This is a genomic window from Bradyrhizobium liaoningense, from assembly GCF_018130825.1.
Taxonomy (GTDB): Bacteria; Pseudomonadota; Alphaproteobacteria; order Rhizobiales; family Xanthobacteraceae; genus Bradyrhizobium; species Bradyrhizobium liaoningense_B.
Window position 1 is genome coordinate 704339 of sequence record NZ_JAFCJS010000002.1, and the last position, 25713, is coordinate 730051.

Annotated in this window: 23 protein-coding genes; 15 read left to right on the plus strand and 8 right to left on the minus strand. The window is 64.8% G+C overall.

Annotation, left to right across the window (positions count from 1 at the left end; translation table 11 throughout):
- Positions 1–39: 39 nt before the first annotated feature.
- From JQ603_RS11725 to JQ603_RS11765, 9 genes are all read left to right on the plus strand, one after another.
- Complete coding sequence (locus JQ603_RS11725; protein ID WP_212339621.1) at positions 40–2628, plus strand: ATP-dependent helicase; 2589 nt, start codon at positions 40–42, stop codon at positions 2626–2628.
- An 8-nt stretch (positions 2629–2636) separates the two neighbouring features.
- Positions 2637–2924 (plus strand): type II toxin-antitoxin system HicB family antitoxin, encoded by a 288-nt coding sequence (locus JQ603_RS11730; protein ID WP_212339622.1) that lies wholly within the window; start codon positions 2637–2639, stop codon positions 2922–2924.
- Between the two features lie 88 nt (positions 2925–3012).
- Positions 3013–3429 carry a hypothetical protein gene (locus JQ603_RS11735; RefSeq protein ID WP_018640896.1) on the plus strand — a complete coding sequence of 139 codons (417 nt, stop codon included), beginning with the start codon at positions 3013–3015 and terminating at the stop codon, positions 3427–3429.
- Positions 3429–4100, plus strand: coding sequence for an OmpA family protein (locus JQ603_RS11740; protein WP_212339623.1), 672 nt, complete (start codon positions 3429–3431; stop codon positions 4098–4100). Before JQ603_RS11735 ends, JQ603_RS11740 begins: the two co-directional genes overlap by 1 nt.
- A gap of 173 nt (positions 4101–4273) precedes the next feature.
- Positions 4274–4792: a DUF962 domain-containing protein gene (locus JQ603_RS11745; protein WP_212339624.1), complete on the plus strand. Its 519-nt coding sequence runs from the start codon at positions 4274–4276 to the stop codon at positions 4790–4792.
- A 29-nt stretch (positions 4793–4821) separates the two neighbouring features.
- Entirely contained in the window at positions 4822–5853 is a 1032-nt protein-coding gene (locus JQ603_RS11750; RefSeq protein WP_212339625.1) for an NAD-dependent epimerase/dehydratase family protein, read from the plus strand.
- 27 nt (positions 5854–5880) lie between these two features.
- Positions 5881–6507: a methyltransferase family protein gene (locus JQ603_RS11755; RefSeq protein WP_212339626.1), complete on the plus strand. Its 627-nt coding sequence runs from the start codon at positions 5881–5883 to the stop codon at positions 6505–6507.
- Positions 6508–6761: 254 nt separating this feature from the next.
- A complete protein-coding gene (locus tag JQ603_RS11760) occupies positions 6762–6971 on the plus strand; it encodes a hypothetical protein (protein WP_212339627.1) in 210 nt (69 codons plus the stop codon).
- A 227-nt stretch (positions 6972–7198) separates the two neighbouring features.
- Positions 7199–8503, plus strand: coding sequence for a PQQ-dependent sugar dehydrogenase (locus JQ603_RS11765; RefSeq protein WP_212339628.1), 1305 nt, complete (start codon positions 7199–7201; stop codon positions 8501–8503).
- A 62-nt stretch (positions 8504–8565) separates the two neighbouring features.
- Here JQ603_RS11765 and JQ603_RS11770 read toward each other — a convergent pair whose 3' ends face one another.
- Both JQ603_RS11770 and JQ603_RS11775 read right to left on the minus strand, forming a co-directional pair.
- Entirely contained in the window at positions 8566–9390 is an 825-nt protein-coding gene (locus tag JQ603_RS11770) for an aspartate dehydrogenase (protein WP_212339629.1), read from the minus strand.
- Positions 9391–9427: 37 nt separating this feature from the next.
- Positions 9428–10345, minus strand: coding sequence for a LysR family transcriptional regulator (locus tag JQ603_RS11775; RefSeq protein WP_212339630.1), 918 nt, complete (start codon positions 10343–10345; stop codon positions 9428–9430).
- Between the two features lie 159 nt (positions 10346–10504).
- On the opposite strand from JQ603_RS11775, the gene JQ603_RS11780 reads away from it, so the two are divergent.
- Together JQ603_RS11780 and JQ603_RS11785 are read left to right on the plus strand one after the other, a co-directional pair.
- Positions 10505–11803, plus strand: a complete 1299-nt coding sequence (locus tag JQ603_RS11780; RefSeq protein WP_212339631.1) for an MFS transporter — start codon at positions 10505–10507, stop codon at positions 11801–11803.
- 21 nt (positions 11804–11824) lie between these two features.
- A complete protein-coding gene (locus tag JQ603_RS11785; RefSeq protein WP_212339632.1) occupies positions 11825–12898 on the plus strand; it encodes a tartrate dehydrogenase in 1074 nt (357 codons plus the stop codon).
- A gap of 23 nt (positions 12899–12921) precedes the next feature.
- Here the strand turns inward: JQ603_RS11785 and JQ603_RS11790 are convergent, their stop codons facing one another.
- Entirely contained in the window at positions 12922–13776 is an 855-nt protein-coding gene (locus JQ603_RS11790) for a tetratricopeptide repeat protein (RefSeq protein ID WP_212339633.1), read from the minus strand.
- A gap of 12 nt (positions 13777–13788) precedes the next feature.
- Positions 13789–14433: a FecR family protein gene (locus JQ603_RS11795; protein WP_212339634.1), complete on the minus strand. Its 645-nt coding sequence runs from the start codon at positions 14431–14433 to the stop codon at positions 13789–13791.
- 429 nt (positions 14434–14862) lie between these two features.
- On the opposite strand from JQ603_RS11795, the gene JQ603_RS11800 reads away from it, so the two are divergent.
- A complete protein-coding gene (locus tag JQ603_RS11800; RefSeq protein WP_245003553.1) occupies positions 14863–18954 on the plus strand; it encodes a VCBS domain-containing protein in 4092 nt (1363 codons plus the stop codon).
- A 27-nt stretch (positions 18955–18981) separates the two neighbouring features.
- Here the strand turns inward: JQ603_RS11800 and JQ603_RS11805 are convergent, their stop codons facing one another.
- Both JQ603_RS11805 and JQ603_RS11810 read right to left on the minus strand, forming a co-directional pair.
- Positions 18982–19920, minus strand: coding sequence for a LysM peptidoglycan-binding domain-containing protein (locus tag JQ603_RS11805; RefSeq protein ID WP_212339635.1), 939 nt, complete (start codon positions 19918–19920; stop codon positions 18982–18984).
- 141 nt (positions 19921–20061) lie between these two features.
- Positions 20062–20682 (minus strand): CGNR zinc finger domain-containing protein, encoded by a 621-nt coding sequence (locus JQ603_RS11810; RefSeq protein ID WP_212339636.1) that lies wholly within the window; start codon positions 20680–20682, stop codon positions 20062–20064.
- A gap of 128 nt (positions 20683–20810) precedes the next feature.
- On the opposite strand from JQ603_RS11810, the gene JQ603_RS11815 reads away from it, so the two are divergent.
- Positions 20811–21662, plus strand: a complete 852-nt coding sequence (locus tag JQ603_RS11815) for an alpha/beta fold hydrolase (protein ID WP_212339637.1) — start codon at positions 20811–20813, stop codon at positions 21660–21662.
- Positions 21663–21704: 42 nt separating this feature from the next.
- Here JQ603_RS11815 and JQ603_RS11820 read toward each other — a convergent pair whose 3' ends face one another.
- Positions 21705–22184 (minus strand): MarR family winged helix-turn-helix transcriptional regulator, encoded by a 480-nt coding sequence (locus JQ603_RS11820; RefSeq protein WP_212339638.1) that lies wholly within the window; start codon positions 22182–22184, stop codon positions 21705–21707.
- Positions 22185–22286: 102 nt separating this feature from the next.
- Between JQ603_RS11820 and JQ603_RS11825 the strand changes: the two genes are divergently transcribed.
- Complete coding sequence (locus tag JQ603_RS11825) at positions 22287–23495, plus strand: ABC transporter substrate-binding protein (protein ID WP_212339639.1); 1209 nt, start codon at positions 22287–22289, stop codon at positions 23493–23495.
- Between the two features lie 16 nt (positions 23496–23511).
- Entirely contained in the window at positions 23512–24690 is a 1179-nt protein-coding gene (locus tag JQ603_RS11830) for a cytochrome P450 (protein ID WP_212339640.1), read from the plus strand.
- 34 nt (positions 24691–24724) lie between these two features.
- Here JQ603_RS11830 and JQ603_RS11835 read toward each other — a convergent pair whose 3' ends face one another.
- A complete protein-coding gene (locus JQ603_RS11835; protein WP_212339641.1) occupies positions 24725–25441 on the minus strand; it encodes a hypothetical protein in 717 nt (238 codons plus the stop codon).
- Positions 25442–25713 lie beyond the last annotated feature (272 nt).

Genomic DNA, 25713 nt, shown 5'->3' on the forward strand with positions numbered 1-25713 from the left:
GCTCCCTCCCGTCACCCCGCGGTGCCATCGTGGGGCCAAATGATTCGCATGACCGAGCCGAGCAAGATCAACAGCGTCCCCGACCACCAGCCCGCAGCCGGCGGCATCGCCGCGCGTGCGCGCGCCTCGGTGGGCCCGAAATATTTGTCCGGGCTCAATCCGGAGCAGCGCGACGCGGTGGAGACGCTGGACGGTCCGGTCCTGGTGCTGGCCGGCGCCGGCACCGGCAAGACGCGTGTGCTGACGACGCGCATCGCCCATATCCTGAGCCAGGGCCGCGCCCGCCCCGCCGAGATCCTGTCGGTGACCTTCACCAACAAGGCCGCGCGCGAGATGAAGCACCGGCTCGGCCAGATGCTCGGCCACGCCGTGGAGGGCATGCCGTGGCTCGGCACCTTCCATTCCATCGGCGGCCGCATCCTGCGTTTCCATGCCGAGCTGGCGCAGCTCAAATCGAATTTCACCGTGCTCGACGTCGATGACCAGGTGCGGCTGCTCAAGCAACTATTGCAGGCCGAGAACATCGACGACAAGCGCTGGCCCGCACGCATGCTGGCCGGCCTGATCGACGGCTGGAAGAACCGCGGCCTGATGCCATCGCAGGTGCCCTCGGGCGAGGCCGCGATGTTCGCCAACGGCAAGGGCGGCAAGCTCTATACGAGCTATCAGGAGCGGCTGAAGATCCTGAACGCGGCCGATTTCGGCGATCTCCTGCTGGAGAACATCCGCATCTTCCGCGAGCACCCGGATATCCTCAGGCAGTACCAGCAGCGCTTCAAGTTCATCCTGGTCGACGAGTACCAGGATACGAACGTCGCGCAATATCTGTGGCTGCGGCTGCTGTCGCAGGCGCCGTCGTCTGCTTCCTTCGCCTCTCCCCGCTTGCGGGGAGAGGCCGACGCACGCAGTGCGGCGGGTGAGGGGGACTCTCCGAGCACCGAGCTCGTGGAGACTCCCCCTCATCCCGACCTTCTCCCCGCAAGCGGGGAGAAGGAGAAGACCAAAAACATCTGCTGCGTCGGCGACGACGACCAGTCGATCTATGGCTGGCGCGGCGCCGAGGTCGACAACATCCTGCGTTTCGAGCACGATTTCCCGGGCGCCAAGGTGATCCGCCTCGAGCGCAACTACCGCTCCACCGGCCACATCCTCGCCGCCGCCTCGCATCTGATCGCGCACAATGAGGGCCGGCTCGGCAAGACGCTGCGCACCGAGGACCAGGACGGCGAGAAGGTCACGGTCACGGGCTCCTGGGATTCGGAAGAGGAAGCGCGCGGCATCGGCGAGGAGATCGAGCAGATCCAGCGCCAGGGCGAGAAGCTCAACGAGATCGCGATTCTCGTGCGCGCCTCCTACCAGATGCGCGAATTCGAAGACCGTTTCGTCACGCTCGGCCTGCCCTATCGCGTCATCGGCGGCCCGCGCTTCTACGAGCGCGCCGAAATCCGCGACGCACTGGCTTATCTGCGCGTGATCAATTCGCCGGCCGACGATCTCGCCTTCGAGCGCATCGTCAATACACCGAAGCGCGGCCTCGGCGATGCCACCGTGCAGATGCTGCACGACCACGCCCGCAAGCGCCGCATTCCGCTGTTCGAGGCGGCGCGCGCGGTGGTCGAGACCGACGAGCTGAAGCCGAAGGCGCGTGGGTCACTTCGCGACCTCGTCGCGCAGTTCGACCGCTGGCGCGCCCAGCGCGAGGTCACCGCACATACTGACTTGGCCCAGATCGTGCTCGACGAGAGCGGCTACACCGAGATGTGGCAGAAGGACCGCTCGGCGGACGCTGCGGGCCGGCTGGAGAACCTGAAAGAGCTCGTGCGCTCGATGGAGGAGTTCGAGAACCTCCAAGGGTTTTTGGAGCACATCTCGCTGGTGATGGACCGTGACGGCGGCGCCGAGGAGGACGCGGTGTCGCTGATGACGCTGCATTCGGCCAAGGGTCTCGAATTCGACAACGTGTTCCTGCCGGGCTGGGAGGAAGGCCTGTTCCCGAGCCAGCGCACGCTGGACGAACAGGGCCGCGCCGGCCTGGAGGAAGAGCGCCGGCTCGGTCATGTCGGCCTGACCCGCGCCCGCCGCCGCGCCATGATCTATTTCGCGACCAACCGCCGCATCCATGGCACCTGGTCGACCACGATCCCCTCGCGCTTCCTCGACGAATTGCCCGCAGCCAATGTCGAGATCACGGAATCCAAGGGCGGCTCGGCCTGGGGCGGCACCGGCGGCTACGGCGCCTCGCGCTTCGACGACATGGAGGCGTTCGGCTCCAGCTACACGACGCCGGGCTGGCAGCGCGCCCAGGCCAACCGCAATCGTGGCGGCGGCCGCAATAGCGGTGGCCGAAGCGGCGGGTTCGAGGAAGAAGCCGCGACGTTCTCGTCCTCCTCGTCGTCGGGCCCGGATTTCGGCAGCTTCTCCTCGCGCCGCCGCGGTCCCCTGACGATCGAGGGCGAGCTGGTCGCCAAATCCACCGGCACGACTTCCGAATTCGCGCTCGACGACCGCGTCTTCCACCAGAAATTCGGCTACGGCCGCGTCACCAAGATCGACGGCAACAAGCTCACCATCGCCTTCGACAAGGCCGGCGAGAAGAAGGTCGTGGACAGTTTTGTGCAGCGGGCGTGAGGCCTGACGTGGCTCAGTACGTTGCCATCATCGAGGACGCAGATCCGGACGCCGTTAGCCTGTGGTTTCCCGACCTGCCGGGCTGCATTTCAGGCGGCGACGACGTTGACGAGGCCCTGGAGAACGCGCCCGAAGCGCTCGCGTTCTATGCTCAGGAGTTGACAGAGGATGGCGGCCGGCTTCCCCCGCCGAGGACGCTGGCCGAGCTTGAGGCCGACCCGGAATTTGCCGAGGACCTCAGGAACCACACGGCCGTCCTGATCGAATGGCCTCCCCTCACTGAGGCCACGGAGTGAGGACTGTTCGCCGCACTCGCCGGACTCTCGACAGTTCTCCCCCGAACAGCCCTTGACCACCGCGAACTTCCCCGTATCAGATAAACCCATGGTCCGGGGCTCCATCACATTGATCGTGCTTGCATTGGTTATGCCGTCGCTTGCGGCGGCCGAGACCATGAGCTTTGGCGATTCGATCGGGAAGCTGGCGGCGAGCTGCGGCGCGGAAATCGTCGCCAATTGCCGCGGCGTCAATCCGGACTCGACCCGGCTGAAGGAGTGCCTGTCGCGCAACCGCGACGTGCTCTCGCCGCAGTGCCAGAGCGATTATCTCGGCGTCTTCGACGCCATCCAGAAGCGTGTCGCCGCGCGCGTCACGGTGGCGAACGCCTGCCAGCGCGAGATCGTCAAGGTCTGCGGCGGCTCGACCAAGGAGACCAGCAAGTCGATCCCCTGCCTGGTCTCGACGCCCAAGGGCATCAGCAACAACTGCCTGAAGGCCGTCGACGACGCGGGGTATCGCTGATGCGCGCGAACAGGCTCTCCGCCGCAGGACTATGCGTCGCGCTCGGTCTCGCCGTGCTTGCGGGCGCCGCACGCGCACAGACGGCGGCGCCGACCCGCGACGACATCGTCGGCAAGCTGAACCACTTCGAAGAAGCCGGCGAGGTCGACCTCCCCGCGCTCAAGCAGCAGGTGATGGAGCGCGCCAAGGCCAGGATCAAGAACGATCCGGGTCCGGTGAACCGGCTGCTGATCGCGCCCGACCTCGCCAAGCTGCCCGCCTTCAACGCGCAAATCCAGTTCGACGCCGACACGCCGATCATCCAGCCGGCGTCCTACCAGGCCGTCGGCCGCATCGCCGACGCGCTGGTTCATTCCTCGCTGCTGCCCTACACCTTCCTGATCGTCGGCCATGTCGAATCCAATTCGAAGACGCGCGAGGCCAATGCGATCCTGAGCCAGCGCCGGGCAGATGCGATCCGCGACGTGCTGGTGAACACGTTCAAGATCTCGACCAAGCGGCTGCATCCGATCGGCCTCGGTGAGGAGCAGTTTCTCGACCGGGCCAAACCGACCTCGGCCGTCAACGGCCAATTGCAGATCCTGACCTACGCCAAGCTGCCCGAGGACGCGCCCGCGCATCCGGCTGCGGCAACTGCGCCTGCGGCGAAAAAGCCCGCCAAGAAGCGGTAAGCAGACGCTCCCAAGCGCCCGACGGAACCCTTTGAAGTCCTGATCGTTTTGTGACCTGTCCCACAGCGCGACGGTATGGTCTTGCGCGACAATAGTGCCGGTTTGTGCACTGCTCTATCCGGTGCTATAGCCTCTGTTCGTCCTTCCCCGACCCCGTTCTGCATGAGACCAAGATGGGTGGCTTTTTTCAACGCCAACTTGCCGTTTATGTCGAGTACCATCGTGATCCCCGGAACACGGCGATGCATGTGGTGGGCATCCTTCTGCTGTTCACCGGCGCGGTGATGCCGCTGACGCTGGTGAAGGTCGCGCTGTTCGGGTCCGAGGTCAGCCTGGCGGTGATCCTGGCCTTGCCGGTGCTGATCTACTGGCTGCTGCTCGATCTGGCGCTCGGGGCCGGCATTCTGGCCGTCTCCATCGTGCTGTTCTCGATCGCGTCGACCATTGCGGCGCAGGTCAGCACCGTGACGATGTGGGCGATTTTTGCCGTCCTGGTCGCGCTCGGCTTCGCCGCGCAGACCATCGGCCACAAGGTTTTTGAGGGCCGCGAGGCCTCGTTGTTCACGTTTCCCTCGCATCTTTTGCTGGGACCGATGTTTGTCATGGCAAAATTATTCATTGCACTGGGCTTCCGTCGCGACCTTGCCGCGATTCTGGCGCCTCTTCCGACCAATTCCCTTTCAACCCGATAGCTCCAGAAGCGAAACAGCAAACCTTCTTCATGGCTCTCGTACTGGTTACCGGTGGCAGCGGTTTCATCGGACATCATCTCGTAGAAGCGCTCCGCGCCCGTGGGCAGCGGGTGCGTGTTCTCGATGTCCAGCCGGCGGCCGCCGCCAACGCCGACGTCGACTACGTTCATGGCTCCGTGCTGGATAGCGCCGCGGTCGATACCGCGCTGTCCGGCGTCGACCAGGTCTATCACCTCGCAGGCCTGCCCGGCATGTGGGTCGCCAACAAGCAGGACTTTCACGACGTGAATTGCCGCGGCACCGAGGTGGTGCTGGCGGCTGCGATGAAGCGCGGCGTGTCGCGCTTCCTGCACTGCTCGACGGAATCGATCCTGTTCCCCTATTCCGACCTCAACGGCGTTCCCGCCGAAGAGGCGTTGCAGCCGGCCGACGCGATGCCGGGCGCCTATACGCGGTCGAAGTCGCTCGCCGAGCATCACGCCGCCAAGGCCGCGGCCGAGGGCTTTCCGCTGGTGATCGGCACGCCGACCATGCCGATCGGCGCCGCCGACCACAATCTGACGCCGCCGACCGCAATGCTCTGGTACTTCCTGCAGAAGAAGGTGCAGCCGCATCTCAACTTCCTGGTCAATCTCGTCGACGTCCGCGACGTCGCCATGGGCCTCGTGCTGACCATGGAGCGCGGCCGCATCGGCCAGCGCTACATCCTCGGCGGCGACTGCGTCCCGCTCGGGCGGATCCTGCGGATGATGTCGGCGATGAGCGGCCGCCGCCAGTTCCCGATCGTCGTGCCCGGCAAGATCGCCGAGCTCTCCGGCATCATGCTCGAATATCTGGCCGACAACTTCACGCGCCGGCCGCCCAACGGCACCGCCGAGGGCGTGCGCATCGCGCTTGCCGCGAGCGACCTCTCGATCGGCAAGGCCCGCACCGAGCTCGGCTATTCGCCGCGCCCGATCGAGCCGGTCCTGCGCGAAACCATCACCCATCTGCTCGCCCGCAACGGCCAGCAGCCCTCCGGCGCCATCGAGCATCACGCGCTGTCCTCGCGCGCGAGCTGAAGCCGCCGCCTAACGCAAAGAACCTTCATGTCCTTCGATTTCAGCAAGCTTCTCTCTGTCGCCTGGGGTGGCTGGACCACGGCCTGGCCGACCGAACTCCTGGCCCTGATCTGGCTCGCCTTTCTCGCCAGCTGGGTCGGCGCCTCGTTCTGGCAGGGGCGGACCAAGAAGCAGGTCATGACGCTGGAGTCGCAGCGCTATCGCCTTCCGATCTTGGTCGGCGGCATCCTGTACACGCCGTGGGTTGCACAGATCCTGGGCTGGAAGCCGCTCTGGGTGCTCGGCAACACCGGCATCACCATCGCCGCGGTCCTCTCGGCCGCCGGCATCGCCTTTGCCTGGTGGGGTCGGCTGCATCTCGGAAAATTCTGGTCCAACACCATCACCCACAAGGAAGACCACCGGGTCATCGACACCGGCCCCTACGGCATCGTGCGTCACCCGATCTACACCGGTTTGATCTTCGGCATGCTCGTCACCGGCATCGCAATCGGCCTCGTAACGACGATCCTCGGCGCGATCCTGATCTCGCTCGGCATGTGGCAGAAGGGCCGGATGGAAGAGGTGTTTCTGTCCAAGGAGCTCGGCGAGGACGCCTACGGCGCATACTGCCGCCGCGTGCCGATGATCATCCCGTTCACCTCGCCGCGGTGAGGTAGCAGGTCCTCCGGCTCTGTCGTCGCTAGCATAGAAAGCGGCCACACCCTCGGTGTCGTCCCGGCGAAGGCCGGGACCCATAACCCCAGGGAGGAGTTTGGCGAAGACTCGTCGTTCGGTACTGCGACCGATCGCAATAGATAGATTCCGCGGTATGGGTCCCGGCCTCCGCCGGGACGACAGCGAGGGGAACCGCCCCTCCCCACACCCGTTACCCCTCGACATCTGCACCACCCGCAGAGCATCGAGCCATGTCGGACGCCTACGATTATTTTCGCGCGCACGCGATCGCCGCCGCCCGCAAGGCGCGGGCGATGCCGCCGGGGCGGCCGAAGCAGAAGCAGCGCACCGTGGCGCGGGTCTATCACCTGCTATCCAAAGAAGCTGCGCTGACGCCGAACGTCCATCATCTCGATGATTTTCGCGCGGCCCGGCGGCTGGAGCGGCAGATCGGCCGCTGATCTTCTCTCCATGCAAATTTGGTCATCTGCCATTCCGCGGGAATAGACGTCCGTCCAGTTCCGCGACGGTTGACCTTTTTACCGCCAGCCAGTTGGATGCGCGCGCAACGAGGCACGACGACATTCTATCGTGGATCTGGAGAGGTCGACGATCAGGCCTGAGCCCGCGCGGGGTTTTTGGCGATCCGGCGTTGGACGGTGCCTTCAGGGTTCGACAGGGGCTTCTCATGACCTTTTCCAGTATCTTCGCGCAGTTCGTCGCGTTCATCGGCGGCATCGCGCTGCAATGGCGCAAGATGACGGGCACCGAGCCGCCGCCAGCCTGGGGCCAGACGCCCGCCATTCCCGAAGCCAAGCCGCAGGGCGCGATCCCGACGCTGAAGATGCCGACCGCGCGCGGCTGGCGCGAGGGCCATAAGCCGACCGTCGCGCCCGGGCTCAAGGTCAATGCGTTCGCCACCGGCCTCGATCATCCGCGCTGGATCGAGGTGCTGCCCAATGGCGACGTGCTGATCGCGGAGGCGACGCAGGTCGCAGGCGCCCCGCGCAGCGTGTTTCACTACGCGATGCAGGCGACGATGCGGCGCGCCGCCGCGCTCGGCGTGTCCGCCAACCGCATCACGCTCTTGCGCGACAAGGACGGCGACGGCGTCGCCGAAGTGCGCGGCGCCTTCATGGAGAATCTCAACCAGCCGTTCGGCATGGCGCTGGTCGGCGACACCTTCTACGTCGGCAACACCGACGGCGTGATGGCGTTCCCTTACGTCGCCAATGCCGACCGCATCACCGCGCCGGGCAAGCGGCTGACCACCTTCAAGCCGGCCGGGCACTGGACGCGCAGCCTGCTCGCAAGCCCCGACGGCAAGAAGCTCTATGCCGGCGTCGGCTCGCTCAGCAACATCGCCGAGATGGGCATGGAGGTCGAGCAAGGCCGCGCTGCAGTCTACGAGCTCGATCTAGTCGCGGGCACGCATCGCATCTTCGGTGCCGGCCTGCGCAATCCGGTCGGCCTCGCCTGGGAGCCGACGACCGGCGTGCTCTGGACCGTCGTCAACGAGCGCGACGGGCTCGGCGACGAGACGCCGCCCGACTATCTCACCTCGGTGCGCGACGGCGGCTTCTACGGCTGGCCCTATTGCTATTGGGGCAAGACGGTGGACGACCGCGTGCCGCAGGATCCGGCGATGGTCGCCAAGGCGCTTCAACCGGACTACGCACTGGGCGGCCATACCGCCTCGCTCGGCCTGTGCTGGATGCCCGCGGGCACCCTGCCCGGCTTCGGAGACGGCATGGTGATCGGCCAGCACGGCTCGTGGAATCGCAGCAAGCTGTCCGGCTACAAGCTGGTGTTCATCCCGTTCGAGAACGGAAAGCCCTCCGGCCCCGGTCGCGACATCCTGTCGGGCTTCCTGTCCCCGGACGAGAAGGAATCCTACGGCCGCCCGGTCGGCGTCGTGATCGGCCCCGACAAGAAGTCGCTGCTGATGGCCGACGACGTCGGCAACGTGATCTGGCGCGTGACGGGCGCGTAAAGGCTCTATTGTTTGAGCATGATCCTTCCGGAAAACCGCTTCACACTTTTCCGGATCATGCTCTAGGTCCCCACGCAGAGCGTGGCGCGCTGCTTGCGCAGCAGCGCGATCACGGACAGCGCGGTGATCAGGCCGGTCTTGGGATTCTCGGACGGGATGTTCTCGATCGACATCGAGAAGCGCGCCGAATCCGCCTCGACCTCGACGCGATGAACGTTGCGCGTCACACTGGGGTCCGCCCAAACCTGCATCTGGGTGCGATCGGGCCCGATGCCGGCCAGCGACAGCGCAACGGCGACATTGACGTTCGCCGGAAAGCCCTTCGCCGCTTCGCGCGCGCTGCCCTCGAACAGTTTGAGCGGCTCGCGCAGATTGTCGATGTCGATGTTGTTCTGGACGATGAAGGGCGCGCCCCTGAGCCCATCGATCGGCTTGCGCGTGACCATCTTCACCGAATGGATGGTGCCGACCGCGGCGGCGTTGACGGCATCGAGGCCGATCAGCGCGCCGGTCGGCACGATGATGCGGCCGCCATTGGCGCGGGCGAGATCGACCAGATCGAAATTGTCGAGCAATCCGCCGACGCTGACGACGACCGCGGCCTTGCCGCGCTTCACCGCGGGCTCGACGATCGCACGCAGCTGGCTGCTCGGCACGCATTCGACCACGATGTCGGCGGCATCGCCGAGCTGGTCGATCGGCAGGATTTTCGGCGGACGGCGCAAGCCGCTGATGAAGGCCTGATGCTTCGCAGGATCGCGCACGGCCACAGCCGACAGCGCCAATCCCTCGATGCCCTGATCGAGCGCGCTGGCGACCTTGGTGCCGATCGAGCCCAGGCCCGCGATGGCAACCTTCAACTCGCCCGAAGCTTTCTGTTCAGTCATCGTTCCCACCGTTTGTCCAAGCCAATGTCATAGCCGCTCACGCCTCCCGCGCATAGCTGCGCAGGCGTGCCTCCAGCACCGCCAGCATCGCATCGCGTGCCGGATCGCGCGAACCGCGCAGCCAGGCGGCGGCGAGCGGCAGCCGGCCGACCGGCCCGCTCTGCTTCGGCCGGAGCGGCACGAAGCGCACCCCCGGGACCGCCATCCGCATGGTCCAGCGCGGCACGATCGCGACCCCGAGCTTCGTCGCCACCAGATTGATGATGGTCTGCTTCTCGTCGGCCACCTGCACGATGCGCGGCGCGAGGCCGGCCTGCTCGAACAGTTTTATGGTGAGGTCGTGGCTGTGCGGCCGCGAGCGGCGGTCCGGCACCAGCATCGCCTCGTCGGCGATCTGCGCCAGCGTGACCGATTTGCGTGCAGCGAGCGCGTGCCGCTGCGGGAACGCCACGATGGCGCTCTCCTGGAGCAGGTCGCGGAATTCCAGGCGCTTGTCCGCGCTATCAGGCGGACGGACGAAGGCGAGATCGAGCGCGCCGGTCAAAATCTTCGGCAGCAGCCGGACGGTCTTGTCCTCGAGCAGCTGCACGGCGACGTCGGGATGCTTGTCGCGAAAGTCGCGCAAGAGCGGCGGCAGCAATCCCGCCGCGGCACTGTCGATGGCGCCGACCCGCAGCCGCCGTGCGGCCCCCGCGCGCGAGCGATTGCGAAGGTTGCTCTCGACCGCCTCGACCTTGGCGAGGATGGCGCGGGCATCACGCAGCAGCGTCGTGCCGTCCTCGGTGAGCGACACCGCGCGCGTGGTTCGCGCGAACAGCCGCGTTCCCAGATCCTCCTCCAGCAGCCTGATCTGCCGGCCGAGTGCGGAGGGCAGCATCTGGAGCTGCTGCGCCGCATGGCCGAAATGCAGCTGCTCGGCCGCCGCCACGAAGCATCGAAGCTGATGCAATTCCATTCGGATCCTTCTCGTCTCTGCTCGTGAGGATTATATCATTTTTTTGTATAAACCAGCGCCAATTGAGTATGCCTCCCGCCCCCGCCTAGGCTCATGGCCGGCGTCGACCTCTCACGGTCCGCCGACACAACAACAAGCGGGAACTTGAGGGAGGCGAGGATGACGAGCGAGATTCAGACGCGCGTGCTGCGCAAGATCACCTGGCGCATCGTTCCCTTCATCATGTTGCTGTACTTCGTCGCCTTCATCGACCGCGTCAATATCGGCTTCGCCTCGCTGACGATGAACAAGGACATCGGCCTGTCGCCCGCGGTCTACGGCTTCGGCGCCGGCATCTTCTTCTGGGGCTATTTCCTGTTCGAGGTGCCCTCCAACATTATCCTGCACAAGATCGGCGCGCGGATCTGGATCGCGCGGGTGATGATCACCTGGGGTCTCGTCTCGGCCGCGATGGCCTTCGTGCAAGGGCCGACCAGCTTCTACATCCTGCGCTTCCTGCTCGGCGTTGCCGAGGCCGGCTTCTTTCCCGGCATCATCCTCTATCTCTCCTACTGGTTCCCGGCACGCCAGCGGGCTGCCGTGACCGCGCTGTTCATGGCCGCCGCGCCGCTCTCGACCGTGCTGGGCTCGCCGATCTCGGGCGCGCTGCTGGAGATGGACGGCCTGCTCGGCTTTAGGGGTTGGCAATGGCTGTTCGTGCTGGAGGCGCTGCCGGCCGTGCTGCTCGGCTTCGTCGTGCTAGGCTTCCTCACCGATCGCCCGGAAAAAGCAAAGTGGCTCGCCGATGACGAGCGGCGCTGGCTGGTCGAGACCATGAACGTCGAGACCACCAGCAAGGCCGCGACCGCGAGCCACAGCATCTGGCGCGGCCTCGCCGATCCGCGCGTGCTGGCGCTGTCGCTGATCTATTTCGGCACCTCGGCCGGCCTCTACACGCTCGGCGTCTGGGCGCCGCAGATCATCAAGCAGTTCGGCCTGTCCTCGCTCCAGGTCGGCTTCCTCAATGCATTGCCGGCAACCGCGGCCGTCGTCGCCATGATCCTGTGGGCGCGGCATTCGGACCGCACCGGCGAGCGCACCTGGCATGTCGTCTGGGCCTGCCTGATCGCCGCAGCCGGGCTCGCCTATGCCGGGCTCGCGGCCAGTGTCGTCGCCGTGCTGGTCGCGCTGACGCTGGTCAATATCGGCATCTCCTCAGCAAAGCCGCCGCTGTGGAGCATGCCGACGCTGTTCCTGTCCGGCCCTGCGGCCGCGGCCGGCATCGCCACGATCAACTCGATCGGCAATCTCGGCGGCTTCGTCGGACCCGCCATGATCGGCTGGATCAAGGACCAGACCGGCAGCTTCGTCGGCGGACTCTATTTCGTCAGCGGCCTGCTCGTTCTCTCGGCCGCCCTCACCCTGCTATTGTCGCGCGCGAAAACCGCGTCCGTCGAACCCGTCCCGCAATCCCACTGATCTCTCAAACGGAGCCTTCCCATGCGCACCCATTCGATCGCAGCCATTCCCGCCGACGGCATCGGCCCCGAGGTCATCTCGGCCGGCGTCCGCGTGCTGGAGGCTCTCGCAAAACGCAGCGGCGACCTCGCCTTCAACGTGAGGACGTTCGACTGGGGCTCGGATTATTACAAGAAGCACGGCGTGATGATGCCGGCGGACGGCCTCAGCGAATTGAAGAAGTTCGACGCGATCTATTTCGGCGCGGTCGGCGCCCCCGATGTGCCCGACCACATCACGCTGTGGGGCCTGCGCCTGCCGATCTGTCAGGGCTTTGACCAATACGCCAATGTACGGCCGACAAAAATTTTGCCGGGCGTCGCCTCGCCGCTGCGCAATGTCGGCGTCGGCGATCTCGACTGGGTGATCGTGCGCGAGAATTCGGAAGGCGAATATGCCGGCATGGGCGGCCGCGCCCACAAGGGCTTGCCGGAAGAGGTCGGCACGGAAGTCGCGGTGTTCACCCGCGTCGGCGTCACCCGCATCATGCGCTATGCCTTCCAGCTCGCGCAGTCGCGTCCGCGCAAATTCCTGACCGTCGTGACCAAGTCGAACGCGCAGCGCCACGGCATGGTGATGTGGGACGAGATCGCAGCTGAAGTTGCGACCGAATTCCCCGACGTGACCTGGGACAAGATGCTGGTCGACGCCATGACGGTGCGCATGACGCTGCATCCGAAGAGCCTCGACACCATCGTCGCGACCAACCTCCACGCCGACATCCTCTCCGACCTCGCCGGTGCGCTGGCGGGAAGCCTCGGCGTGGCACCGACCGGCAACATCGACCCGCAGCGCCGCTTTCCCTCGATGTTCGAGCCGATCCACGGCTCGGCCTTCGACATCACCGGCAAGGGCATCGCCAACCCGGTCGCGACGTTCTGGACCGGCGCGCAGATGCTCGAGCATCTCGGCGAGAAGGATGCGGCTGCAAGATTGATGGCGGCGGTGGAGCGCGTCTGCGCGGCCGGCGTGCTGACCCCCGACGTCGGCGGCAAGGCGACGACGAAGGACGTGACCGACGCCGTGATCGACGCGATCCACGGCTCGAACGTCTAGTTTCAGTCGGTTCAATCCCGACGTCACTGCACGCCGTAGCGGGCGAACGCGTCGGCGATCTTGAGGTCGATGAGCTTTGCTGCCGAGACGTCACGACCGCCACCGGCGTTGTCGCCCTGCCTGAGCCTGGCAAGTCCGCGTCCGTAGAGCGCGCTTGCCAGGTTCGGCGCCAGGCGCAGCGCCGAGTTGTAGTCGTCGATGGCCGCGGCGAATTGGCCCATCTTCAGGTGGATCAGTGCGCGTGAATCGTATGTCGCGGCATCGTTCGATCCCGACTGAATCACCTTGTCGCAGTCGTCGAGCCCGGCCTGCAGGTCGCCGATGATCGCCCGGGTCCAGCAGCGTCCGCTCCATGCCCACGTCAAATTCGGATCGAGGCGGATGGCCTCGTCGAAATCCCGCGCGGCCCGCTCATATTGATTCAGCTTCAGGTGGGCTTCGGCGCGGTTGGCGAAGGCGCTGGCATAGTCCGGATTGAGCCTGATTGCCTCGTCGAAGGCCTTGACCGCGTCCTCATACGCCCCCTTCCTCAAATAAGCGACGCCGCGATTGTTGACCGGCTTGGCATAGCCTGTGGCGAGCTCGCTCGCCCGATTGAAGTCGCTGATCGCGCGGTCGTACTCCGCCGCGGCGGCATAGGCCTTGCCGCGATTGTTGTAAGCCACAGCCAGCGACTCCGGCTTGGCATCACCGGAATTGATCAGCGCCGTACAGCCGGCGATCCGGACCTGGGCCGGAATGCTGTCCGGCCCGTTGCACTGCTCGATGCTCTGGAGGTGACTTTTCTTCTGCGGCTGCTGCGCGACCGCCGGCGAACCGAGCGACAACAGTACGAGAACGGGCGCGACACTGTCGATGATGGCGGCCCTGATCGTCATGTCCGTGTCGCTTCAGCATCCTCTGCAGATGTTCGGCCTGGGACCACTCCCCTGCTCGGGCGCCGCAGCAGTGATGCGTTTCTTCATCAATTTGCTCTTGCCCTCTTCGATGAGGGTCGAGAACCTGACCGCGCCGTCATCCGCAATTTCGATATGCGGCGTGGTGCCCCGGATTCCCATCGTTGCAACGGGCGTATCGACTTTCATATCGCCGCTCTTCGCGATCTGGCCGGCGACAAAAGTCGCCGTTCCCTTGGCCAGATTGAAGAACGTTGCGTTGGACTTGCCGTCCGGCTCGTACACGTACTCGTCCAGGGCCATGCGCGCGTTGCTCGACAGATTGAACGACGAGCCATCGCTGAAATTGATGCTGACCCGGCTGTCCGCCCCGGTTCGCACCACGTCGCGCAGATAGACGGTATCGCCGACCTTGGTTTGCGCGGCCGGATCGCCGAGCTTCGCCTGGACGACGACCGCACCTGCATGCTCGATCGAGACCGAACCTGTAACGGCGACGACCTTGCCGATGGGTTTCGGCACAACGTCCTCAGGGCCGCGTGTCGCGGGATTGACTTGAGCCTGCGCCGGCGCAGCGAGAACGCTCGCCGATGCCCAAAAGAAGCCAGTCACCAAAACCGCAATCGTATGCCTGCACATGACCCGCCCTTTCCGAGAAGATCTGCGTGGCGCTTGATGGGAGCTATGTGAGCTTCGACCAAGCTCGCGTGCATTGTTAATATCTACAACCTGGATCGGTCCTGACGGACCCGTCATCCAGAAAAAGCAATTCTGCCGTGCTTAATCTTAGGCCCAAGCCGTTTGCCTGGCCAGCGAAAGTGAGCTAGATGTTGCATAGCTCGACCGTCAACTTCTTGAGAGCGCAAATTGTAAGCGCGGAGAGGCATCTCCGCTGAACCTGCCACCACCTTGGCTATACCTATAAAGTTCGCATTTCATACCAGACGTTTTCGGCGTGCAGGCCTGGGGTTGCTAACGCCAAAAATTGCGCCCGCGGCGTAGCAATACCGACAAGAAGACCGCGGCACCGCGCCGAGCCGGAATTGTTCGGCGCGCGAGGCCACGGCTATGTCAGTTGCGTTTGGCGTTGGATCCCAGAACGGGGTCACCAAGACTTTTCCCCTCCAGATCATCGGCATCGTTCAAAGCACGTTGGGATACATAACCCTCACGCGCGATGACGGCCCGCCCACGCAGGTCAGCATTGGCGACCTTGTCTGCCGCCATGACGTAATCGAAACGGCTGCGGATGCGCAGATCGGGATCCGGCTGCTCGACGACACCATCTTCAATGTCGCCAGCGGAGCTCGCGTCGAACTGCGCGAGTTCGCTTGCGACTCCGACTGCACCTCGCGTTCGACGATCGTCGCGGTCACCAGCGGAAGCTTTGCGTTCGCGGCCGGTCGGCTGGCAAACAGCGGCACCCTGACGGTCGACACGCCCCTCGGCAGCGTTCGCGGCCGCTCGCATGCGACCGGCTTCGGCATCCTGACGATGGCGGCGCTGACTTTCTCGATGGTGAAAGAAGCACAAGGCTCGGACCCCGACGCCACGTTTCTCGACAGCGATACGCTCACTTACAAGGACCTTCAACACGGCGCCTTCGAGCTCATCACCAAGGAGCGCGTACCGCGGCACATCATCGTCGATGATCCAGGCGAAACCGTCATCCTGAACAGGATCGGCTCCTCGGTCAGCGTGAATCAGGTTACCAACAGCGCTGCTCGCATGGAGGAGCTGCACGCAGCCCAACAGGACGTGCTCGCCAATCTCACGCGCGGCCCGACGGGATCCAGTACGCCACCTGGCGTCATCGCCCCCTCGCTGCAGCACATCAACTTCAACTCGGATAACGCGCCGGCGCCGCTGAACCTGCTTCCGGCACTGTCGCCGGCCGACATACCCTTGATCGTACGTCCGCCGCCGTCACTGAACGTGCCGGGCGGGCCCACCGAAATCGACACGATCGCATTCGACGACACGTTCACCGCGACAACCGGCACTTTCACCGCCAGCAGCCCGCTCAATTCCCCCCTCACCTACGGTCTCAGCGGCGGGACGGCGGGCACCACGGTCCTGGACGGACAGACCTACGATCTCTCGCAGACCGGTGCGTATGGCACCCTCTATCTCAACAGCGCATCCGGCGCCTACACTTTTGTTCCGAACGCGGATGCAATCAATGCCCTGTCGTCGCCGACGACCATGGGCTTCATCATCACGGTCTCGGACGGCGAGTTCTCGACGAGCCGAACCTTCGTCGTCAACATCCACGGCGTCAACGACACCGCCATCATCTCCGGCAACGCCGCCGGCGCAGTGGTGGAGGCCGGCGGCGTCGCCAATTCGGCGCCGGGCACGCCGAGTGCAACCGGAACGCTGACAGACGCCGACGTCGACAATCCGCCCAACACCTTCACGACGGTCAGCTCGCCGACCAGGAGCGCGGGCGGCTACGGCACGTTCACGATGACAACCGGCGGCGTGTGGACCTACACGCTCGACGACAGCAGCGGTACAGTGCAGTCGCTGAATGCCGGCGATACGCTGATCGATCGGTTCACCGTGACCACGATCGACGGCACCCCGCAGCTGGTGACGATCACGATCAACGGCACGAACGACGCCGCAATCATCTCGGGGACTGCGACCGGTTCCGTCGTCGAGGCGGGCGGCACTTCGCCCGGCACGCCGGTCGCGACGGGCACGCTTCTCGCAGCGGATGTCGACAACCCCGCCAACACGTTCGCGGCGGTCAATACGCCGACGGCAAGCGCGCACAGCTATGGCAGCTTCACCATCACCACGGCGGGCGTGTGGACCTACACGCTGGACAATAACAGTACCGCTGTGCAGGCGCTCAACAATGGCACCACGCTGACAGACAGCTTCACGGTGACCTCGGCCGACGGCACCGCACAGACAGTGACGATCACCATCAACGGCAGCAACGATGGGGCGGTCATTTCCGGAACGACGAGCGGCTCGGTGATCGAGGCCGGAGGTGTCGCCAATGGTACGCCCGGTACGCCGACCGCGACCGGCACGCTGACCGATCTCGATCCTGACAATGCGTCCAACACCTTCACCCCGGTCACCGCGCCTAGGACAAGCGAGGGCGGCTTCGGCACCTTCACGATGGCGGCGCTGGGCGCGTGGACCTACACGCTCGACAACGGCAACAGCACGGTACAGGCGCTCAATGTCGGCGATACGCTGCACGATCAGTTCACCGTGACCACGGTCGACGGCACGCCGCAGCTGGTGTCGATCACGATCAACGGCACGAACGACGCCGCTCTGATTTCCGGAACGACGACGGGTTCGGTGCTCGAAGCCGGCGGCATCGCCTCCGGAACGCCAATCGCGACCGGCACGCTCACCGATACCGACCTCGACAATCCGGCCAACACGTTCACGGCGGTGACCTCGCCCACGGTCAGCGACGGCGGCTACGGCACTTTCACGATGACCGCGTCCGGGCTTTGGACTTATAGGCTCGACAACAACAACGCCGTGGTCGACGCGCTGGATGTCGGCGACACGCTCACCGATCATTTCACGGTGACGTCGATCGACGGCACCACGCAAGAGGTGACGATCGCCATCCATGGCGCCAGCGACGCCGACCCCAACGACTTCGATAATCTGGCGACGGGATCAACCGTCGTCTCCGATCCCCCGTTCGTCTACGGCACGCCTGGACACGACAGCGTCGCCGGTGGCGGCAGCGTTCCCCAGATCGTCTATGGCGGCGCCGGCGACGACACCCTGAACGGAACCGGCGTGAACGACACCATCTTCGGCGGATCCGGCAACGATACGATCAAGGGCAACAACGGGGCCGACGTCATCTACGGCGGCTCCGGGCAAGACACCATCGACGGCAGCAACGAGAACGACACCATCATCGGCGGCTTCGGAGCGGACAAGCTCACGGGCAGCAACGGCGATGACGTCTTCGTCTATCTGTCGGCGGTCGATTCCAGGGCCGGCCAGTTCGATACGATCACCGATTTCAGATCGGGAAGCGACAAGATCGATTTGACGGCGATCGGCGCGCTCGGATTCGTGATCCTGGCATTGAGCTCGACAAACTCGTCCGTGCCGCCGCACACCATCGCCTGGATCTACGACAGCTCAGCCAACGAAACCATCGTGTATGTCAATCCGACCGATCAAATCCTCCAGATCGGCGATTCCAGCCTGCTGGAAGTTCATCTCCAGGGCGTCGCGACCATCGATTCCTCGGACTTCATCGTGGATCAAGCCGCGGCACCGGTCCAGGCGGTGAGCGACACAATCGATCCGGCCGCCGCCACGCAAGGCGACGCGACGATCATGACATCAAGCACCTCCGACGCCTCCACTGAGGCGACGGATAATAGCGGCTCTGTTTCGTTGGACGGAAGCTCGACCGCAATCGATGTGAGCTATCCCTTCGATATCGAGCGGGATCACAGCGTGTGGAGCCACGAGATCATTGCTTCCGCCACGGACGAGACTGCAACACTCTCCGGCCTCTCGGAACCGAAAATCCATTCGCTATCGATGGAGCCCGTCAAATTTGTCTTCGAACCGCCCCGGACCGACGACAGCATCCATGCAAACGGAATCGGCACAACCGGTACGACGGAGCAAAATCATGCCGTCGCTTTCAGCATGACGGATGCGCTCGTTGCCATCGACCAGCATCCAGACAACGGCAAGGCTGCCGAGGCTCATGGCCATGCAAGCCTCGCCGATACCGCCAGTGCGCTTCTTGATATCGCCTCACAGAAAGGCCTCGGGAACGGCGGCAACCCTCATTCGAATCAATCTCAAGACAGCAAACACAGTCATGCTTCGATGGAGACGCCCGACAAGCCCAATGGCCAACCTCATTCTGCGGCAGACGACACGCACGGTCCACACGGAAACGCGCAGGGCCATTCGTCAGGACCGGGCGATTCCTTCAACTTCGTGAATCCGGCGATCGAGAAGTCGAGCATCGCATTTGTGGACGATCTCCCGACGCCGCCCGATCATCATGAAGGCGTGGCACATGCCTACGGACATGGTGGCGCCACGGCAGCGGGCGAGGTCCCGCAGCTGGATGATGTCGCTCACGGCATGGGCGGCTCAGGCGGGTCTCATGGGCAGCACGATCTCCTGGTGTGAGCTCGATCTGCTGAGACCGCTCTTGCTCTACTTCCGCCCGGAGTGCGGCGGTGTCGCCATCGCGGCGGCAGGCTCCGGCGGCGCCAGATGGCGCGGGACGATGATGGTCTGGCCCGGGGTGAGCTGCGCGTTCTCTGCAAGCGAATTGCTCTGCGCGAGCGTCCACAGCGGCACGCGATTGGCTGCGGCGATGCTTTCCATGGTGTCGCCGCGGCGCACCGGCACCCGCACGCCGCTGTCCCACAGTTCGACCAGCGTATCCGCAGGCACGAGATAGCGCAGCGGCACGGCATCGGCCTGGGTCTGCGGCGGAATGCGCGGCAGCTGCGTCACCATCTCGACGATCTGACGATGGATGTCGTCGGACTTCTCGATGTTGATGTGCGAGACACGGCTGTTTTCCTTCAGGTCGTAGCTCGCGTAATGGCCGCGATAGCCGGGCACCGCCACGACGTCGCCGCCACCGAGCACGCTGTCGGACAGGAAGATGTTGATGAAGCGCTCGACATTGAGCGGCACGTCGCCGGTCGCGTGCGCGGGATCGATGGCGATCACCAGGCTGATCGGGATGTTCTCCTTGGCCGCCATCTCGGAGATGACGACCGAGCACAGCCCGCCCATCGAATGGCCGATCAGCACGATGGGCGCCGGGCTCTCCTTGTAGCTGGCGATGGCGCGGTTACCGATCAGCCGGCAGATCGTGAATTCATAAACGTCGGCCGCGAAGCCTGCCTGCGTCAGTTTCTCGCTGAGCCGGTCCATGCCGGTCGAGAAGATCGGCCCCATGGCACCGCGGAACAGGTAGATTTTCGGCGGCGGCAGCGGCTCGGCGGGCGGCGCGGGAGGCGGCGCTGTGGCCGTCACGGCCGGGCGCTTCGACTTGGCCGGTGAGGCCACAGCCATGCCGTTGCCCAAGGCGAGCAGCGCCACCGCTGCCAGCACGACTAGCCGCCTCAAATCAATCATCAGTCCAGCAGTCCCACCACGGGAGGCAAGAGCCTCTCCCAAACCGGCTTAGTGACGACCGATTGGGTGGTTTTTGGGGCACGGGAACCGGGGCGCGACGCACCGCCGCGCGCATCAAGGCTCCGTGACCGGATCGGCCCGTCACTGCCTGTCCTTGAGCCGGCTGCGATGTGCGGCCTGCTTGGCGCGATTGCCGCAGACCGCCATGATGCACCACCGCCGTGCGCGCCTGCGGGTATGGTCGGCGAACAGCATCGTGCAGTTATGGCCTTCGCACGCCTTCACATCGGTGAAGTCTTCCTCGCAGACGAACTTCGCCATGGCTTCGCCGACGGGCAGCAGCAGGGACTCCGGTGATCGCCAGCGCCGTTTCATCCGCAGCGCGAGGCCACGATCGCTGTCGTCCTGCCGCGCTTCGATATGGCTGAACATTTCGTCTTGTTGCAAAATGCTGTTCAGCGGACCGAGCTCCTCCAGAGCGCTCGGGCCAAGCGGTCGGCCCGCATGCTCCAGAACAAAGCCCCTGAACCACTCGCGCAACGCGCGGGCCTTACCGGCGACCTTGTCGAGCTCGCCGGGCTTTGCCTGCGCCCTCAACGCGTTCAGCTCCTCCGCGGGCACCAATTTCGCCTGCGACAGCCAGTCGATCAGGCCATCGCCATCGTCGATCCAGTCGACAGGCATATCGACTGGCGTTGCGACCGAGTTGAGGAAATCGAGGCCGAGCGAGTCGGCGATGAACATGGCGAGCGGTCTGTCCATGAACGGTCCTTGGCCGTCGAAGCAACGTTACCTTAGTAACCACTAAAAAGCCTATTGACAAGTTACTCAGGGGATACGTAACCTAATTATAGGCTCTAGACAGGTTACTATCAGCAATGGAGACGGGCATGACCCCGACCACGTACCGCACCGCCGACGTCGATGGCTTCAAGGTGTTCTATCGCGAGGCCGGCCCCAGAGGAGCGCCGAAGCTGCTGCTGCTCCATGGCTTCCCCAGCGCCGGCCACATGTTCCGTGACCTGATCCCGCTGCTTGCCGACAAATTCCACATCGTCGCGCCGGACCTTCCCGGCTTCGGCCAGTCCGACATGCCTTCGCGCGAAAGCTTCCGCTACACCTTCGACAATTTCGCACAGGTGATCGAGCGCTTCACCGAAGTGATCGGCTTCGATCGCTTCGCGATCTACGTCTTCGACTACGGCGCGCCGACCGGCTTCCGGCTCGCGCTGCGTCACCCCGAGCGGATCACCGCGATCATCTCGCAGAACGGCAACGCCTATGAGGACGGGCTCAGCGACGGATGGTCTCCGATCAAGGCCTATTGGCAGGATCCCTCGCCCGCCAACCGCGAGGCGCTGCGGGCCTTCCTCACACCGGAGGCGACGCGCTGGCAGTATACCCATGGCGTTCCCGATCCGACGACCGTGTCGCCGGACGGACAGAACCTCGACAATTTCTATCTGGCGCGTCCGGGCTCGGACGACGTGCAGCTCGACCTGTTCGGCGACTACAAGAGCAACGTCGCGCTCTATCCGTCATTCCAGGAGTATTTCCGTAACCGCAAGCCGCCGTTCCTCGCGGTCTGGGGCAAGAACGATCCGTTCTTCATTCCGCCCGGCGCCGAAGCGTTCAAGCGCGACAATCCCAATGCGGTGGTGCAGTTCTTCGACACCGGTCATTTCGCGCTCGAGACGCATGCGCGCCAAATCGCAGAGAGCATTCGCGCGTTCCTGAAGTGACGTGAGCTGTGGCGATCGTCGATTGCCACAGCGCGCGCCGGCCTAAAGCGGCAGCATCCGGTTCAAGAGGTCGAGCAGCGTGCGCTGCTCGGCCTCGCTCAGCGGAGCCAGCATCTTGCGATTATAGGGCTCCGTCAGCCTTGCCCCCTCGGCAATCAGCTTTGCGCCCTTTGGCGTGAGTATGAGCTCGACCGCACGGCGGTCGGCCTTGGAGCGGTTGCGCTTGATGAAGCCGGACGATTCGAGCTCGTTCAGGATCTTGATCAGGTTCGGCAGGCGCAGCCGCAGCAGGCTGGCGAGACTGCTCGGCGGCACACCGGGATTGTCGCGGATCACGGCGAAGATCGCGTAGGTCGCGGGCGTCAGACCCAGGGCGGCGAACTCCTCGTAGAAGCCCTCGAAGAATTTCAGCTGCGCGAGGCGCAGCATGAAGCCGGGCGTGCGCTGAAGCGCATTCAGATCCAGCGATTTCTCCTGCTGCTCGGCAGATTTAGCTCCGGATTTCGGGGTCTTCGGGCTCATGATTTGCAATCCCTGGGCGGGCCGAATTGACACTCTCAAAAATAGCTATAAAATATAACTATTATTCAGCGGCACCAAGACCGCCCATGGGAGAGGGACACAATGAACAGCAAATTCCTGCACAAATTGTGCATGTTGGCCGCAATGCTGACCGCGGCGCCGGCGTTCGCCCAGGACGCGGTGAAGATCGGCATCCTCAACGACCAATCCGGTCCGTTCGCGAGCTATCAGGGCATCGGCTCGGTCGTCGCCGCCAAGATGGCGGTCGAGGATTACGGCGGGAAGGCCGCCGGCAAGCCGGTCGAGGTCGTCGCGGCCGACCATCAGAACAAGACCGATATCGGGATCGGCATCGCCCGGCGCTGGTACGAGAACGAGAGCGTCGATGCGATCTTCGACATCCCGAACTCGTCGATCGCGCTCGCAGTGGCCGGCATGAGCGCCGAGAAGAACAAGGTGTTCGTCGGATCGGGCGCCGGCACGGTGCTGTTGACCGGCGAGAAGTGCACGCCGAACACGGTGCACTGGACCTACGACACCTATGCCTATGGCCGCGGTCTCGGCAAGGCGATCGTGCAGCAGGGCGGCAAGAAGTGGTTCTTCATCACCGCCGACTACGCCTTCGGTCATGATCTGGAGAAGCAGGCCGCGGAAGCCGTGAAAGCGTCCGGCGGCGAGGTGCTCGGCAGCGTGCGGCATCCGCTGGGAACGGCCGACTACGCCTCCTTCCTTCTCCAGGCCCAGGCATCGGGCGCGAATGTCGTCGGCTTCGCCAATGCCGGTGACGACACCATCACCTCGATGAAGCAGGCCGCCGAGTTCGGCCTGACCCGGGACCACAAGCTGGTCGGATTGATCCTTGGCATGAACGGCCTTCCCGCGCTGGGCCTGAAATTTGCGCAAGGCGCGCAGATCATGAATCCGTTCTACTGGGATCTCAACGACGGCACGCGGGCGTTCGCCAAACGCTTCGCCGAGCGCATTCCCTCGAAGGCCTATCCGAACGACATGCAGGCCGGCGTCTATGCCTCGGTCATCCACTACCTCAAGGCGGTCGACAAGATCGGCAGCGCCAAGGACGGCAAGGCCGTCGTCGCCGCGATGAAGGAGATGCCGACCGACGATCCGCTGTTCGGCAAGGGCTATATCCGCAAGGACGGGCGCAAGATCCACCCGCTCTACCTGCTCCAGGTCAAGGCACCGGAGGAATCGAAGTCAGCCTGGGATCTGCTGAAGGTCGTCGCCACCATCAAGGGCGAGGACGCATTCCGCGCCGAGAACGAAGGCCAGTGCCCGCTTAGCAAGCAATAGCAGCGGGAAGCTGACCATGAGCGGCATTGCCTCCAGTCCGGTCGACCCGTTTGCACCCGACTTCCTGATGGACCCCTATCCCGCCTATCAGGCGCTGCGCGCGCTCGGGCCTGCGTTCGAATTGGAGCGTTACGGCGTGTGGGCGATGGCCGGTTATGCCGAGGTCGAGCCGGCGCTGAAGGACTGGAAGACCTTCATCAGCGGCGAAGGCGTCGGACTCCACGGCATGAATCCGGCGCTGCCAAAACCGCTGACGCTCCAGATCGATCCGCCCGACCACGACAAGGGCCGACGCGTCCTCGGCCGCACGCTGTCGCCGGGCGTCGCAAGGAAGCTGCGCGAGACGTTCCAGCGGGAGGCCGAGAAGAAGGTCACGGAGCTGATCGACAAGGGCACGTTCGATGCCGTGACGGATCTTGCGGAGGCCTTTCCGATGAAGGTGTTTCCGGACGCGATCGGCATCCGGCCCGACGGCCGCGAGAAGCTCCTGGCCTGGAGCACGTTCGTGTTCAACAGCTTCGGTCCCGAGAACGAGATAGCCGCGGCTTCACGGACGGAAGGACTCGCGGCGCAGAGCTGGATCATGGAATGCTGCGCCCGGGATGCGCTGCGGCCCGACAGCCTCGGCATGATGATCTACCAGGCGGCCGACGAAGGCGAGATCACCGAGCACGAAGCAACGCATCTGGTGCGGCCGTTCCTCACAGCCGGGATCGACACCACCGTCAACGGCATCGGCAACACCCTGCTCGCGCTCGCCACGCATCCGGACGAATACCGCAAGCTGCATCACAAGCCGGAGCTGGCGCGCAACGCGTTCGAGGAAGGCCTGCGCTACGATTCACCGGTGCAGACGTTCTTTCGCACCACCTCACGCGAGGTCGAGATCGCAGGCGGCGTGATTCCCGCCCACCGCAAGGTGCTGCTGTTCATGGCCTCGGCCAACCGCGATCCTGCGCGGTGGGATGGGCCCGATCGCTTCGACGTCGAGCGGGTTGCGACCGGGCATGTCGGCTTCGGCGCCGGCATCCACGCCTGCGTCGGCCAGATGATCGCGCGTCTGGAAGGCGAATTGATCTTCGGCGAGCTCGCACGGCGCGTGAAGACGATCGAGCTCGCGGGCGAGCCGAAGCGCAGGCTCAACAATTCGCTGCGCGGGCTCGAGAGCATGCCGGTGCGTGTGACCGCCGCCTAGGCTGCGTCACACGATCCGGGCATGAGCGTCGCGCTCAGTTCCTGGCCGGAGCCGTTGCCGCCGCGGCGCGCGCGGACCGCGGCGCGCCGGGTTCGGCGACGGGAGCCGGGGCGCGCGAGCGCATGATCGCGGCGTCGATCTCGGCGATGACGCGGCGCTGGATCGCCTCGTTCTTGTCGATCGAGATATGGCCGACGCCGGTGCCGCGCACGTCGACATTGTCGAGCTTGCCGCGCAGGCCCGCCGCAGCCCGCACCGGCTCGCCGGGGCCGTCGCCGATATAGATGTTGATGTAGCGCTCGGCGCCAGTCGAGAGCTTGGTCTTGAACACGGAATCGAGGCCGATCGCGAGCTTCACGGGCACGCCGAGCTGGTTGAGCTTGGCGATCATGTCCGGCAGCGCGGTCGCGCCGGAGGAATGGCCGACCAGGATGATGGTCTTGATGCGGCCGGCCCTGTAGGCGGTCGCGGCTTCATCGGCGAGCGAGGACCAGGAGACGAAGTTCGCGACGGTCACCGGGATGCCCTGCGCCTGGAGGCGGGAGCCGATCGTGTCGAGCCCGAGCGAGAAGATGTTGAGCACGCCGCGGAGCAGGTAGACATGCGTGGTCGCGACCTGGGCCTGGCTCGGCGCCGCCCTCGCGGTGGTCGGGCTGATGGCAACAACTGACAGCAGAAGCAGGCAAATCGCCCACACACGGAGGGCGGGCAATTGGCTGGCGCCGGCGGTGTGACGGCCGTTCGGTCTCATCGATGTTTTCCCTGGGGACAATACGCTTCGCGATTGGCCGGAATCGTAGCCACGGCCCGCTCGCAGACGCAACAAAGAGCCGCGTGAGCGACAATCTTAGCCGCAGCCCGTGGCGGTTGCGCAACACTTACCCGGAACCTGCCACCAAAGGGCCTGTTTTGAGACCATTTTTCTCCAGCCGATTGCGGCCGGGCAAGGGCATTCCTATCTCAGGGCTCCGCTGACCGCCCTTCCGGGCCGGTTCCAGCCCCCTCCCCAGCCTTTGCCCTTCA